Genomic DNA, 15,398 nt, shown 5'->3' with positions numbered 1-15,398 from the left:
AAGCCGATTATCGTAATATTGCCGGTTTGCAGTGCTCCAAGAGGTTTCTTCATATATGCAGTTGAAGTTTTTCCCTCTATCGCCGTTGTTGTTGGCGATAGGTTTAACGGGTTGTCAGATAACAGATAATAATAATGACAATGCGCAATTAGAAAGTAACGAAAGTGCTTCGCTAGAAGCGTGCAGTGAAATTCATACCAACGAAGAAGCTATTTCTGATTGTGAGTTAGCAAGAGATGGCGTTGTTGAAGTTGTGCACCCAAATGACGATACGCTAGAAGAAGGTGGCGAACTTACCGCGACACCTGACATGCATACACAGGCTGTTGTAACGGACGTATGGGAACGTGCTAGCGCAAATTTTGCTTTACCCATACCTGACAATAAACGCCTGAACGCCCAAAGAAAGTGGTATTTAAAGCACCCAGAATATATGGCTCGCGTGGTTAAGCGTGCCAAACCCTTTCTTTATTACATTGCAGAAGAAATTGAAAAGCGTGACATGCCGATGGAGCTAATTCTCTTGCCTATCGTTGAAAGCGCATTCGACCCTTTCGCCTATTCTCATGGTCGGGCAGCCGGTATGTGGCAGTTTATCCCCGGCACCGGTAAGCGGTTTGGTATGGAGCAAAATTGGTGGTACGACGGGCGCCGCGACGTCGTTGCTTCAACGCAAGGTGCACTGGATTATCTTACCTATTTAAATGAGATGTTTGACGGTAATTGGCTGCACGCATTAGCGGCCTACAACAGCGGTGAAGGCCGTGTTCAACGAGCGATTAAAGCCAATAAACGTGCGGGAAAGCCTACCGACTTCTGGAACTTAAACTTACCTAAAGAAACCCGTGCGTATGTGCCCAAGTTATTAGCCCTTGCTGATATTCTTAAAAACAAAGATGAATATGCGTACTCTTGGCCAGAGGTAGAAAACGTAGCCGTTATTGAGGTGGTCGATATTGGCTCTCAGGTCGATTTAGCGTTTGCGGCCGAACTTGCCGGCATGTCTTTGAAAGAGCTTCATGGATTAAACCCTGGGTTCAATCGCTGGGCTACATCTCCAGATGGTCCACACCGCTTAGTGCTTCCCCTTGATAAAGCGGCTGCGTTTTCGCAAGCCCTTGCTAAGATCGATCAAAAAGAGCGTCTTAACTGGGTACGTCACACCGTTAAGTCTGGCGATAGCTTAGGTAAAATTGCAAAGCAGTACCACACCACGGTGAAAGTGCTGAAAAGGATAAATGAGTTAGACTCATCAATGATCAGAATCGGTCAAGCGATAATGGTACCTGTAGCGCTTCAAGAGTTAGACAGCTATACCTTATCGCAAGAGGAACGTTTAGCCAGTCTGCAAAATAGCAGCTCGTCTCAGCAAAAAGTGCGTCACACCGTTAAATCTGGTGATACGCTATGGGATATTGCGCGTAAGTACAAAGTAAGTACTAAGCAGTTAGCTAAATGGAATGGTATGGCACCGGGTGATACGCTGCGCCCAGGAAAAGCTCTGGTTATTTGGCAGAAAGGCAAAGCGCAAGCCGGGGTTACTAAAAAACTAACCTACACGGTAAGAAACGGTGACTCGTTATCTCGTATCGCCAGCAAGTTCAATGTTAAGGTAAGTGACATTGGCAAGTGGAATTCGCTAAACACTAAGCGCTATCTGCAACCCGGTCAAAGACTTAAACTGTATGTAGACGTGACAAGGTTGAACGCATCGAGCTAGTGACTCGGCCTAGATTAGCATTAACGCGTTTTCCTTTAAGCGGTCATATCATACGTTAAATCACGAAAAGGATATGGAAATGCTAAGAATTAACCGAGAAAATCTGCGAAATAGTCACGAAACGCCTTGGTTAATCTTAGATTTAGTCATGCTAGGTATACTGTTTGTAAATCTAGCGTGGCTTATTTTCGATGCGCTTTATGCTACAGATTTTGTATACGGTCTTTTAGGTACATATTTCCCCGCCTTTCTAAACGCTTACGACCCAATTCACGCCAACTTTTTGTTGGTCGATTTAGTTTTTATTGCCATATTCTTTACCGAGTTCTGCTTTCGTTGGGCCGTTGCTATTGTTCGTAAAGAGCATTTACGCTGGTACTTCTTTCCGTTTTTGCACTGGTACGACATTATTGGCTTAATCCCAACGGGCCCTACTCGTCTATTCCGCTTCTTGCGAATATTCTCCATACTGCATCGTTTGCACAAGTTCGAAATTATAGATTTAAACCAAACTGCGGTCTTTCGCTTTTTTGCGTTTTACTATGACGTATTTGTTGAGGAGCTGAGCGACAGAATTGTTGTTAAAGTACTAAGCGATGCGCAAAAAGACATCTCAGCAGGTTCGCCTTTATTAGACGATATCAATGCACAGGTGCTAGCGCCTCGTCGTCCTGTCATAACCCAATGGATGGCTGGCGTAATTAACCATTTAGGCCAGTCTATTCAAAGCGAAGAACATGGCGAGGTGATTCGAGAGCATGTACGAAAAAGCGTGGGAAAAGCGGTGAGAAGCAATGCACAAGTTTCCTCCTTGCACTACCTACCTGTTATTGGAAAAACCATTGAAAATACATTAGAAGAGTCAGTCACCGACATTGTTACTACATCGCTAGTAAACCTGTTAAGCGACTTGGATGCAGAGCGCATCGACCATTTCATCTCTGTCGGTATGCACGACTATACTCCTACTGCGGACGCACTAGATAAAGAAGTGCTTAGCGTTGTAAATGAATGCTTAGAGCTTGTAAAAGCGCACGTTGCACAGCAGCGCTGGAAGTCACATTTAACTGAAAAAGAGTCGGCGATACCCACTAGTAAGCCAGATGTAAATCAATAGAAAAGGCGATTATTAACAATAACCTCAATAATTAATAATAACTATTATCATTACTTTTCAGGTGATAGACTAAAGTTCAATATCTTAATATCTATCATTTGAGGAAGGGATCTATGGCGTCAAGTAAGCCATCATCAGCGAAACCTATTATTTCAAAAAAGTCTATTTTTTCATTGTCTGCTATTGCGTTAGCTGTTTTTGCTTCAAGCAATGCATTTGCTCAGCAAACTGAAGAAGAAGAAAAATTAGAACGCATTGAAGTAAACCCTATGCAGTCTTATAGAAGCACTGCAACAAAGTCATCACTTCGCCCTATTGAATCGCCTGTAAGCATTAGCGTTATCGATCAAGATTTATTGCAGCTTCGTCAAGCCGATTCAGTGAATAAAGCGCTGCGTTACGTTTCTGGTGTTACCACTGAAAGCCGCCCTACCATTACTATTTTCGACCAGTTTACTATTCGTGGCTTTACTACTTACCAAACGTTTTACGATGGCTTACCTCTTCTAACCAATAATAGTTGGAATCTTTACCCTCAAGTTGATGCGTTTGCTACTGAATCTCTGGAAATATTAAAAGGTCCGGCCTCATCTCTGTACGGTCTGGTTCCACCTGGTGGCATGGTCAACCAAGTGGCTAAATACCCTAAAGACGAAGATGAAACTCTAGTGAGAGCAGCGTTGGGGTCTGATAGCCTGTTTGAACTAGGTTTGGACACCGCGGGCGCACTTACCGACAATGCAAGGTACAGGCTGGTTATGCTGGGAAGAAAGCGTGACGGGTTTCAAGACACAACAGAAACCGAGCGCTACACCATAGCACCTTCTGTTACGGTTGATATTAGTAGCGAAACAGAACTTACACTATCTGGCTACTATCAAGACGACCCAGAGATGATCCCATCTACTCCTCTACCTGGCCAAGGCACACTGTATAGCGACCAGTTTGGAAAATTAGATGCTAGTACCTATGCGGGCGATGAGAACTGGAATAGTTTTTCACGCGAAGTACTTATGCTTGGATACAAACTGAATCACCAAATCACAGATAGCTGGTCAGTACTGCAAAAGTTCAGATATACAGATTCAGAAGCGCTTCAACGCAATACTTACCACTCAGTGTTAGATGCTGAAAACGATTTGTATCGCTCTGCCTATTTAACCGACGAAGAAACCGATGGTGTAACGGTAGATACCCAGCTTGCAGGGCAGATAGTTACTGGCGAACTAGTTCACAACCTTCTGTTTGGTGTCGACTATCAAGATTCTGATTCTACAGTAGCCTATCGCGATACGTTAGGTACGAATACACCGCCATTGAACCTTGTGAATATTGATAACGACCTTTTCGATGTTAGCGCGCTACCGCTCGATTTCTACCAAGAAGACCACAAAATTGATGTTGAACAACTCGGTTTTTATGTTCAAAACGAAATGCAGTTTAACAACATCACTGTGTTGTTAAATGGTCGCTATGATAACTTTGAAAGTACTGATGTCGCTGCAAATGTTTACGACGGTTTTGAATACGGTGGCACTACCGAGATTGATCAAGACGAGTTTTCAGGCCGTGTGGCCGCTATGTATAACTTCGATTCAGGTTGGCGCGTATACGCGAACTATTCAGAGTCTTTTGAACCTGTAACGGGCGTAGACTCGGTAACAGGTGAAGCCTTCAAGCCGACTACCGCCGATCAAGTTGAAGTAGGTACTAAGTTCCAATCAAGCGATGGCGCGACTACGTTTACCGGTGCTTATTTTGTTCTGACTAAACAAAATGTTGTAGTGAACACGCCAGATTTTGCTCAGCGTACCCAAACTGGTGAAGTTGAGTCAGAAGGTGTTGAGCTAGAGTTAAGTACAAATATCACACCTGCCCTTTCGCTTCAGGCTAATGCGACTTTCTTAGATATGGAAGTTACCGAAAACGAACTCGACCCAGCAGAAGTGGGCAATACGCCAGTATGGGTAGCCGAAGAAAGTGCTTCATTATGGGCTAACTACCTGTTTGACGACAACTTAGATGGTCTAATGGTGGGCGCTGGCGTACGTTACGTGGGTGAAACGCAGGCAGATAAGTACAACTCTGACCAAGTGCCTTCATACACTTTGGTTGATGCTGTTGTCACCTACGACATGCCAGAGTATGACCTGAGGTTAACTGGTAGTGTAAGCAACTTGACCGACAAAGAATATGTAGGTTCATGTTTTGATACCAACAACTGCTGGTTCGGGGCACAGCGTCGCTTCGAGGTGGGTATAGAAAAGCGTTTTTAATCCATACAAAAAAGCCCACATCTGTGGGCTTTTTCAATCTATCTAACTTGTAAAAATGCTTATCGACTCCGGATAGTTAGGCTTTACGCCACGTAGTGCCAGCCGGACCATCTTCTAACACTACGCCTTTCGCGTTTAATGCATCACGCGCTGCATCTGCAGCTGCCCAGTCTTTAGCTGCACGAGCGTCATTACGCTGTTTAATTAACGCTTCAATCTCTGCTGCTTCGTCGTCATTGCCTTCACCGCCTTTTAAGAAGGTGTCTGGGTCACTTTGAAGCATACCCAAAATTGCACCAAGACCTTTAAGAACCGCTGCTAGTTTACCCGCTTCTTCAGCGTTGTCTTTTTGGCGGTTAAGCTCACGAGCAACATCGAACAATACAGAAAACGCTTCAGGTACGTTTAGGTCATCATTCATGGCCGCTTCGAAACGCGCTAAATAACCACCGTAGCTAAGGTCCGTGCTCTCGTCTACTGTTACACCACGCAGCGCAGTATACAAACGCTCTAGCGCAGCTTTTGCTTGAGTGATGTTGTCTTGCGAGTAGCTTAACTGGCTACGATAATGCGCCGACATTAAAAAGAAGCGCAAGGTTTCTGAATCGTGCTCTTTAAGCACATCACGCAAGGTGAAAAAGTTGCCTAACGACTTAGACATCTTTTCATCATTTACCTGTACCATACCCGCATGCATCCACACGTTTACATAAGGTGTGTCATACGCGCAGCACGACTGGGCTACTTCATTTTCGTGGTGTGGGAAGGTTAAATCCGAACCACCACCGTGAATATCAAAGTGCGCACCAAGGTGCTTGTGGTTCATTGCAGAACACTCAATGTGCCAGCCCGGACGCCCCTCGCCCCATGGCGATTGCCATGCAGGCTCACCTGGCTTGGTGGTCTTCCACAATACAAAATCTAGCGGGTCGTCTTTACCTGCCGCTACTTCAACTCGGGCACCTGCTTTAAGTTGATCTAGGTCTTGCTTGCTCAACTTGCCGTAATCTTCATACTTGCTTACGTCAAATAGCACATCACCGCTAGCCGCTTGATAAGCATAACCTTTGTCCATCAGGCGCTGGATGATTTCAATGATCTCATCCATATGCCCACTTACTGTCGGCTCAACGTCTGGTTCTAGTAAGTTAATCGCCGCAAAGTCTTCGTGCATCATAGCGATAGTGCGTGCAGTCAGCGCTTCAAAGCTTTCGCCATTTTCATTGGCGCGAGCAATAATCTTATCGTCGATATCCGTGATGTTACGTACATACTTCACATCTAAACCAAGATGGCGCATGTAGCGTACTAAAACATCGAAACTTAGGTAGGTACGGGCGTGACCCATATGACTCAGGTCATAAACGGTGATACCACACACATACAAACCCACTTTCCCTTCTTGAAGCGGAACAAACTTCGCTTTTTCACGGGTTCGGGTATTGTAAAGATGTAGCATGTCTATATTTCCTATTTGTCATAATTTTGGGGCGCAAAGTTTAGCACTGTCACGATTTAAATGGTACAAGCCATTTGCAGCGATATTGCTGTTATTTGCCATACCCGCTCTTTGCGCTAGCTACCTGTTTTGCGCTAAAATGCCCCCACTTTACATATACGCTAACACACAGGACAAACCACAATGGTTACGTTAAAAACAAATTTCGGTGACATCACCCTAGAGCTTTTTGAAGATAAAGCACCTAAAACAGTAGCTAACTTCCTTTCTTATGTAGAAGACGGCTTTTTCGACAACACAATCTTTCACCGTGTAATTAACAACTTCATGGTTCAAGGTGGCGGTTTTACACCTGATATGGAACAGAAAGATACTAAAGAGCCTATCGAAAACGAAGCTGACAACGGTGTTGCGAATGAAGTAGGTACCATCGCGATGGCGCGTACTCAAGACCCACACTCAGCTACCGCACAATTCTTCATTAACGTGAACAACAACGACTTCCTTAACCACACAAGTAAGTCTGTAAACGGTTGGGGCTACTGCGCGTTTGGTAAAGTGGTTGAAGGTATGGACGTGGTAGAGAAGATCAAAGCGGTTAAGACCGGTAACAACGGCTATCATCAGGATGTACCTGTTGAGCCAGTGATCATTGAAAAAGCAGTTGTAGCCTAAGAAACTGCTTAAATAACTATTAAAATACCTGACTAAATTTTGGCTTGACTGGCATGCTGTTCAAAACAAGCCTTTAGTTATATTAAAGCCGCGTGATCGTTAACGCGGCTTTTTAGACCACACTTAAGAAGATTTATGTCGTTCACCTACTTCATTGCTGATTTACACCTAAGTGCCGACCGCCCTGATATTACAGAATGCTTAATGCGCTTCTTAAAAGAAGACGCGATTAATGCTGATGCACTATATGTTCTTGGTGACTTATTTGAAGTGTGGATTGGCGACGATAATGTCACCCCGTTCAATACTGCTATAGCGACAGCCTTTAAAGAAGTTAGTCAGCACTGCCCGATTTACTTTATACACGGCAATCGCGATTTCGCTATACGAGAAAAGTGGCTATCAAAAGCAGGCATGACCCTGTTAAACGAACAAGAGGTCATAGACTTGTACGGCACACCTACCCTGCTGACCCACGGTGACGAGTTATGTACTCGTGATGTTGCCTATCAGAAGTTTCGCAAGAAATCTCGTGGTTGGTGGTGGCCTCGTTTAATGCTTGCCCTACCTTTATGGTATCGCCAACGCGTAGCCGATAATGGCCGTAAGGAAAGTAAGGCTAAGCAACAAAACCTTAAACCAGATATCATGGATGTTACACCTGCAGAGGTGGTGAAAGTGATGGAAAAGTGGGGTGTGCAGCGCATGATCCACGGGCATACACACAGACCAAACATTCACAGCCTTGAAGCTAATGGCAAACCTGCGACTCGAATCGTGCTCGGCGATTGGTATGATCAAGGTAGCGTTTTAAAGGTAACCCCTTCAGATGTTATGTTACAACATCACAACTTTTAGTAATAAAATCTGACACTTACAAATGGTCCTACCACTTTTTTTATTACCATTAATAATATTTTATATGTGTGCCCTTCTTTACCTCTAACTCACTATAAGACGTAAGCTTTATCAAATTTCAATCGACCGTAAAATTTCCCAGAAATACAGTTTTGTGACATTTATGACAGTTCAGTAATATAAATGTCAAAGAATTGTCACCTTCTCTCCATACGCTCTCCGTGATTTAACAATTCACTCCCCATGCAAGGAATGATGATGGGTAGTGATTGGATGTCTAGACAAAACCACAACCAATACAAACAATACGTTTAGGAAAAAATCATGAATCGTAACTGGAAAGTGGCATGTACTGCTGTTGCTCTAGCGGTTTCTGCTAGTCTTCAAGCGGCAGTGTTACCCGAGCACCAAACTAACAGCGCTTGGTTTACCGACGCACAATCAAAACTAAATACAAAGTTACAAACCAATAATCAGTTCAAAGCAAAGAATGTTATTTTGTTTGTCGGTGATGGTATGGGTATCTCAACCCTCACCTCAGCAAGAATTCACAAAGGCCAATTAGCGGGTAACCCTGGTGAAGAAGGTTATTTGAGTTTTGAAAGCTTTCCACATACGGCCTTGGTTAAAACCTACAATGTAGATGCTCAAACCCCAGATTCAGCGGGCACCATGACCGCTATGATGTCGGGCCTAAAGACTGACGTGGGTGTAATTGGCGTTGACGAAGATATTGAACGCGGTGACTGCTCAACCGTTGCAGGCAATGAAGTTATTACTGCGCTAGAGCTTGCTGAAATAAAAGGCCTGTCTACAGGTATTGTTTCGACAGCCCGTATCACTCACGCTACCCCTGCGGCAACTTACGCAAAGTCAGCAGATCGCAACTGGGAAGATATTTCCGACATGCCAGAAGCCGCTGTAACCGATGGCTGCTTAGACATTGCTGACCAGCTAGTGAACTTTGAAAGCAATTTAGAAGCGCGTTACACCGGTGTTGACGTTGACGGTATTGAGGTTGCTATGGGCGGTGGTCGCCGTCATTTCTTGCCAAAAGACGCCGCATTCAATAGCCCTGATGCAGTGAGCGATGTTGAAGGTGATAGAACCGATGATCGCGACCTTACGGCTGAATGGCAGACCATGTACGAAAATGGTGTATATGTTTATGACCAAGCAGGTTTTGACGCGATAGACACGGAGAGTGTTGAACGTGTATTCGGCCTTTTCAACGAGTCGCATATGCAATACGAAGCAGACCGTGGAAATGACATCGCGGGCGAACCATCAGTTGCAGAGATGACAGAAACGGCAATTAACATTCTTGATAACAACGAGAACGGCTTTTTCTTAATGGTTGAGTCAGGCCGTATTGACCACGCTCACCATGCGGGCAACGCGGCGGGTGCACTTACCGATACCCTAGCATTTGAAGAAGCAGTAATGACAGCGGTTGAAAATACCGATCCTTCTGAAACATTAATCCTCGTAACGGCTGACCACGGACACGTGTTCACTATCGCAGGCTATCCGAAGCGCGGTAATCCCATTCTAGGCAAAGTGGTTAACGTGGGTTCAGACGAACCTGCAACAGCGTCTGATGGCACGCCATACACCACACTCGGTTACACCAACGGTCTAGGTTTCCGCAACCTAGGTGATGAAACAAATTCTGATGCCACGTATGCATTAGAAAACGCAGCAGGTCGCGTTGATATTACCAATATCGACACAACAACGCCTGGATATCACCAAGAAGCACTTATTCCACTTAGTTCAGAAACACACTCTGGAGAAGACATTGCACTGCATGCCAAAGGACCTGGAAGCCAGCTTGCGCAAGGCGTAATAGAGCAAAACGTTGTTTTCCACTTGATTAATCAAGCGCTTGGCCTTGTAAACGAGTAAGTAGAGATAAGAATATGAACCTTTTTAAATTAAGTATAATTGCGGTAGCAGTAGCAGGTCTTTCAGCGTGTAGCTTGGAAGGCGACGATGGTAACGATGGCGCACCAGGTGCTGATGGCGCTGACGGTCAAAACGGTTTAACAAGCCTTACCGTGCAAACGGAATTAGCGGTTGGCGATGCTAACTGCCCTAACTCGGGTGTTCGCATTGACTCAGGCTTAGACGCCGATGCTGACGGCACACTTGGTGATAGTGAAATTACTTCGACAAGCTATGTTTGTGTTCCTGGCGTAAACAGCGTGAGCAATAGCGAACTACTCACTAGCCTCAATAATGAGTGGTTTGTGGCCGCTCAAAACGAAGTGGAAAACAATAAAGCGGTTTGGATGAACGCAACATCGGGTGAAAGTGCAGCGTCATCGAACGCGTCTTTTACTGCCACTGCAAATTCGCAAGAAGAATTAAAAGCCATGGTAGCGAGCCTGCGCGGTAAAGCGAAAAACGTTATCTTGTTTGTCGGTGACGGCATGGGCGTTTCTACCGTTACCGCAGCGCGTATTCTAGATGGCCAGATGAACGGCCTAGCAGGCGAAGAAAACCAGCTTAGCTTTGACAAATTTCCATTCTCCGGGCTTTCAAAAACTTATAACGTTGATGCCCAAACACCGGATTCTGCAGGCACAATGACCGCTATGATGAGTGGCATAAAAACTGACGTAGGTGTTATCGGCGTAGACGAAGATATTGAGCGCGGTGATTGTTCTACCGTTGCAGGTAACGAGTTAGTTACGGCGCTAGAACTCGCTGAAATTGCAGGTAAGTCTACCGGTATTATTTCTACTGCCCGTATTACGCACGCCACGCCAGCAGCAACCTATGCAAAGTCAGCAGATCGCAACTGGGAAGACATTTCAGATATGCCAGAAGATGCAGTTACAGCGGGTTGTTCTGACATTGCCGACCAGTTGGTTAATTTCGAAGCTAACTTAGAAGCGAACTTTGAAGGCCTAGACGTTGATGGTCTTGAAGTTGTAATGGGTGGCGGACGTCGCCACTTCTTGCCGCGTGACGAAGCATTTAACAGCCCGGATGCTGCGAGCAGTGTAGAAGGCGATCGTACAGATGGACGTGATTTAACGGCCGAGTGGCAAGCAATATACGAAAACGGCGTTTATATCTATGATCAGTCTGGTTTCGACGGCTTAGATACTGAAACCACTGAAAAGGTGTTTGCTCTGTTCAACGAATCGCACATGCAATACGAAGCCGACCGCGGCAACGACATTGCTGGTGAACCTTCTATCGCTGAAATGACAAGTGCAGCAATTAAAGTGTTAGATAACAATGAAGAAGGTTTCTTCCTTATGGTTGAATCCGGTCGAATCGACCACGCTCACCACGCAGGTAATGCTTACGGGGCACTTCATGACACTATCGCTTTTGCTGAAGCTGTTGATGCTGCTGATAAGCTTACTAATGATGAAGATACACTTATTATTGTAACCGCTGACCACGGGCACGTCTTTACCATTGCTGGTTATCCAAAGCGCGGCAATCCCATTTTAGGCAAGGTAGTAAACGTAGGTTCAGATGAAGCTGCTACAGCTGCCGACGGTACGCCATACACCACACTTGGCTACACAAATGGCCTAGGCTTTAGAAATCTGGGAGACGTTACTAACTCAGACGCAGCTTATTTAGAAGGCCCTGATACAGGTCGTAAAGACATCACTGATGTCGACACTACAACACCTGGCTATCACCAAGAAGCCTTAATTCCACTGGGTTCGGAAACACACTCGGGTGAAGATGTAGGCATTTATGCTAAAGGCCCTGGCGCTTTCCTCGTCAACGGTACTAATGAGCAAAGCGTTATATTCCATGTTATGGATTTTGCAGGAGACTTTGTCTCTCAAGCAGAAAATGCAATGGAATAAGTTATTAAAAAAGTAATGCTAGGGCGGCCTTTGGTCGCCTTTTTCGCTTCGGTTAAGAACTTCATTTTCGGTAGGATAAATGAATGAAATTATTTAATGCATTTGCGCTTATTCTTTTTACAAGTGCGAGTACGTTTAGTTTAGCTCAAGTGGCTGAAACTTCGTCTGTAGTAAACGTATCTAATGAGCAGACTTGTAAAGAAGACAGCACCAGTCTGTTCGCTAAATATGAAATAAGCGTGACTAGCCCATCTAAAACTTTACAAACTACATCACTACATTTGTGGCGAAACGGCAATAAAGTCGCACATGAATACCCTGCCACCAATATTACTGAGTCATGGACACTTGTTAGAAACAAATTTATAAAGCCTACTCGCTTTTTCGATGCTCATGAGCGCGCTATCGAATACCAGCCAGGTGAAACCATTCACGGAAAAAAAGAGACGGACTTTTCATACCGCTACCAACTCATTAGTGACAAACTCATTGATGCCATGACCTTGGATAAAAAAGACGGAAAAGGTTGCAATGCCGTTGAACACTATTCACTAGACAACGAACAAGGGCACTTCAAGCTCACATGGATTCCTCACTTAAAATTAGTCAGATCTTTTAGCGTTGATAGAAATGGATATGTAAGAGATTGGGAGCTTACAAACGTAGATTTCGATGTGAACACGAGAGACTTCTTTGCAAAAAGACAAGACTATCAAAGTACTGACTATGCAGATATTGGGGATGACCACACTGATCCGTTTTTAACCAAAATGGTTACTCAAGGCTTTATTGAAGCTGGTGCCAGTGGCTACTACGATGAGCACGGTCACAGTATCGGTGAGGGTCACGCACACTAAACGTATAAAATCGCTCTCTAAATGGCTGTGTCTGCAGCTCAGCCATTTAGCGACTGTGAAAAGGTTTTGTTACAAACTAGCCCAAAGTACATGCGTTACGCGCTGGCTTAATTTTTGTTCTGTGGTATAAAGAATAAAAGCAAGTTAGTCATCATGGACGGTGTAAATGACAGATGTTCTTCTTTCCCCTGCAAATTTCTGGTTTAGCATTGCGCTTATAGCCGTATTCTTTGTTTTCATATTAGAACTAATAAGTACCATTTTCGGTGCGAGCTTTTTGGGGCTTGGCGACGACTTTGCTGAAGTCGATGGTGAAGGCTTTTTAAGTACGTCGTTAGCAAGCTGGCTAAATATAAATAAAGTCCCCTTCCTTATATACCTAGTTGTATTGCTCACTTTATTTGGGCTTGCAGGCCTGATGCTAAACGGCTTAACAGCCAGCATATTTAAAATTACTTTGCCTACGGCTATCTCTGTTCCTCTCGCCTTCATTGTTGGGCTACTCGTTACTGCCAAAACAGTAAAAATTATCGCCGGTGTATTACCAAGCGTCGAGTCCAGTGCAATCAATAGCGAAGATTTTATCGGCTCCGTGGCGGAAATCACGATTGGTAAAGCAAGCCGTGGAAATCCTGCCGAAGCAAAATTTACCGACCATTATTCTCAGCCTCATTTTGTGTTAGTTGAACCATTCGAAGATGAAGAATTGTTCGCACAGGGAGAGCGCGTCATTTTAGTTCAGAAAAACCAACACAGCTGGTTAGCAACCCGCTACTTATAACTTAAAAGAGATAAAAGTATGGATACAATTCAACCATCTAGCTTGCCGTCAATACTCTTTATTGCCGGTGCTATTGTTGTAGGGCTTATCGTTATTGGCCTTATTTTTGCCAAACTCTACACCCGCGCAACGAAAGAAACTGCGTTCGTAAGAACCGGTTAGGCGGTGAGAAAGTAATTAAAGACGGTGGCGCTTTGGTTCTGCCTGTTGTTCACGAAATTATTCCGGTGAACATGAATACCCTTCGCATAGAAGTAGAGAAAATACAGAAAGACGCGCTAATCACTAAAGACCGCATGCGTGTGGACGTAAAAGCCGACTTCTATTTGCGTGTAGCACCGAATGCTAACGGCATTTCAATGGCCGCGCAAACGCTAGGTACTCGCACCACCCGCGCTGAAGAAGTTAAAAAATTAATGGAGTCGAAGTTTGTTGACGTGCTACGTGCCGTAGCTGCTGAAATGAGCATGACGGAAATGCACGAGCAGCGCGCTGATTTTGTACAAAAAGTTCAGCAAAGTGTGGCTAACGACCTTGAGAAGAACGGTTTAGAACTTGAATCGGTAAGTTTAACCGGGTTCGATCAGACAGACCTTCAGTTTTTCAATGAAAACAATGCATTCGATGCTGAAGGCCGCGCTCGATTGACAAAAATCATTGAAGAAAAGCGCAAAGAAACGAACGATATTCAACAAGAAAACCGTATTTTCATTGAGCAGCGTAACCTAGCTGCCGAGAAACAGTCGTTAGACGTAAAACGCGATGAAGAAGAAGCTCGCCTTGCACAAGAGCAGGTACTTGCTTTTAAACGCCAAGAGCAAAAAGCTGAAATTGCTAAGCAACGAGAAATGAAAGAACGTGAAGAGCGCGAGGCTGAAATTGCTAAAAACCGTGCTATCGAGGCGGCAGAAATTGAGAAATCTCGTGAAATAGAAACTCAGGAAATCGCAAAGCGCCAGGCGTTAGAGCAAGCGCGCATTCGCCAGCAGCAAGAAGTTGAAGTTTCAGAGCAAGTGAAGCAAATTGCTGTTGCAACCAAGTCGGAAGAAGAGTCTGCTGCACGCGCTAAAGCTGCAGAAGCTGAAAAGCAAAAGGTGGAAAAAGAAGAAGCAGTACTTACCGCTAAATCGGTAGCAGAAGCTGAGCGTAAGAAGCAAATTGAAGTTATCGATGCTCGCAAAGAGGCGGAGCGAGAAGCTGTAGGTATAACCGTTGAAGCACAGGCCAAGAAAGAGGCGGCTGAAAACTCTGCTGCCGCAATTCTGACAGAAGCCAAAGCTGCAGCTGATGCTAAAATGCTGCAAGCCGACGCGGACGAGAAAGTGCTCGCCGTTGAAGCGCAAGGTAAACAAGCCCTTTACGAAGCTGAGAATACGCTCAAGACCGAACAAATTGAGCTACAAAAAGCCCTTGCGATGCTTAAGATATTACCTGAACTTGTTGAGCAAGCGGTTAAGCCTCTTGAAAACATTGAAGGTATTAAAATTCTCCAGGGGTACGGTCAAGGTAGCGGTGCAAAAGGTGAGCATACCGTTGCAACCTCGGGCAACGGTTTGGCTGAGCAAGTAACACAGGCAGCGCTAAATTACCGTGCTAACGCCCCACTGGTAGACTCTATGCTGCGTGAAGTAGGTTTAGTAGATGCCGACAATGGGTCTTTAGCAGACTTAGTTACCGGCAACAGCGATATTCTGGCTAAAGCCGGCGCAGTTAAGCCCAAGCCGGTTGTAGCTGCACCAGAAAACCTAAATGGCCATACAGCGCAGGACGGCCAACCTATTGAATAACGCTTACTAGTAAAATAGTGAAC

General features: G+C 44.8%; 10 protein-coding genes and 1 pseudogene. 10 read left to right on the top strand and 1 reads right to left on the bottom strand.

What is annotated here, in order from left to right:
* Positions 1–55: 55 nt before the first annotated feature.
* From ACXACS_RS09630 to ACXACS_RS09620, 3 genes are all read left to right on the top strand, one after another.
* Positions 56–1,720, top strand: coding sequence for a LysM peptidoglycan-binding domain-containing protein (locus ACXACS_RS09630; protein WP_474806100.1), 1,665 nt, complete (start codon positions 56–58; stop codon positions 1,718–1,720).
* Positions 1,721–1,799: 79 nt separating this feature from the next.
* The gene (locus ACXACS_RS09625; protein WP_474806098.1) at positions 1,800–2,837 is read left to right on the top strand and encodes an ion transporter; all 1,038 of its coding nucleotides are present in this window, start codon (positions 1,800–1,802) and stop codon (positions 2,835–2,837) included.
* Positions 2,838–2,950: 113 nt separating this feature from the next.
* Positions 2,951–5,113, top strand: a complete 2,163-nt coding sequence (locus ACXACS_RS09620; protein ID WP_474806096.1) for a TonB-dependent siderophore receptor — start codon at positions 2,951–2,953, stop codon at positions 5,111–5,113.
* A 76-nt stretch (positions 5,114–5,189) separates the two neighbouring features.
* On the opposite strand, the gene cysS is transcribed toward ACXACS_RS09620, so the two are convergent.
* A complete protein-coding gene (gene cysS, locus ACXACS_RS09615) occupies positions 5,190–6,572 on the bottom strand; it encodes a cysteine--tRNA ligase (protein WP_474806094.1) in 1,383 nt (460 codons plus the stop codon).
* Between the two features lie 183 nt (positions 6,573–6,755).
* On the opposite strand from cysS, the gene ACXACS_RS09610 reads away from it, so the two are divergent.
* The 7 genes and pseudogenes from ACXACS_RS09610 to ACXACS_RS09580 all read left to right on the top strand — a co-directional run bounded on the left by ACXACS_RS09610 (position 6,756) and on the right by ACXACS_RS09580 (position 15,375).
* Entirely contained in the window at positions 6,756–7,247 is a 492-nt protein-coding gene (locus ACXACS_RS09610; RefSeq protein WP_020743833.1) for a peptidylprolyl isomerase, read from the top strand.
* A gap of 135 nt (positions 7,248–7,382) precedes the next feature.
* Positions 7,383–8,105 (top strand): UDP-2,3-diacylglucosamine diphosphatase, encoded by a 723-nt coding sequence (gene lpxH, locus ACXACS_RS09605; protein WP_474806092.1) that lies wholly within the window; start codon positions 7,383–7,385, stop codon positions 8,103–8,105.
* Positions 8,106–8,429: 324 nt separating this feature from the next.
* Positions 8,430–10,013 carry an alkaline phosphatase gene (locus tag ACXACS_RS09600; protein WP_474806090.1) on the top strand — a complete coding sequence of 528 codons (1,584 nt, stop codon included), beginning with the start codon at positions 8,430–8,432 and terminating at the stop codon, positions 10,011–10,013.
* A 14-nt stretch (positions 10,014–10,027) separates the two neighbouring features.
* On the top strand, positions 10,028–11,950 hold the full coding sequence (locus ACXACS_RS09595; RefSeq protein WP_474806088.1) for an alkaline phosphatase: 1,923 nt from the start codon (positions 10,028–10,030) through the stop codon (positions 11,948–11,950).
* Positions 11,951–12,033: 83 nt separating this feature from the next.
* The gene (locus tag ACXACS_RS09590) at positions 12,034–12,807 is read left to right on the top strand and encodes a hypothetical protein (protein WP_474806086.1); all 774 of its coding nucleotides are present in this window, start codon (positions 12,034–12,036) and stop codon (positions 12,805–12,807) included.
* Positions 12,808–12,973: 166 nt separating this feature from the next.
* The gene (locus tag ACXACS_RS09585; protein WP_474806084.1) at positions 12,974–13,588 is read left to right on the top strand and encodes an OB-fold-containig protein; all 615 of its coding nucleotides are present in this window, start codon (positions 12,974–12,976) and stop codon (positions 13,586–13,588) included.
* A gap of 18 nt (positions 13,589–13,606) precedes the next feature.
* Positions 13,607–15,375 (top strand): annotated as a pseudogene (locus ACXACS_RS09580) (flotillin family protein).
* The last annotated feature ends 23 nt before the right edge of the window (positions 15,376–15,398 follow it).

The sequence above is a fragment of the Alteromonas sp. AWM4_230 genome, from assembly GCF_056158305.1.
This window is presented reverse-complemented; position numbering and strand designations above follow the sequence as displayed.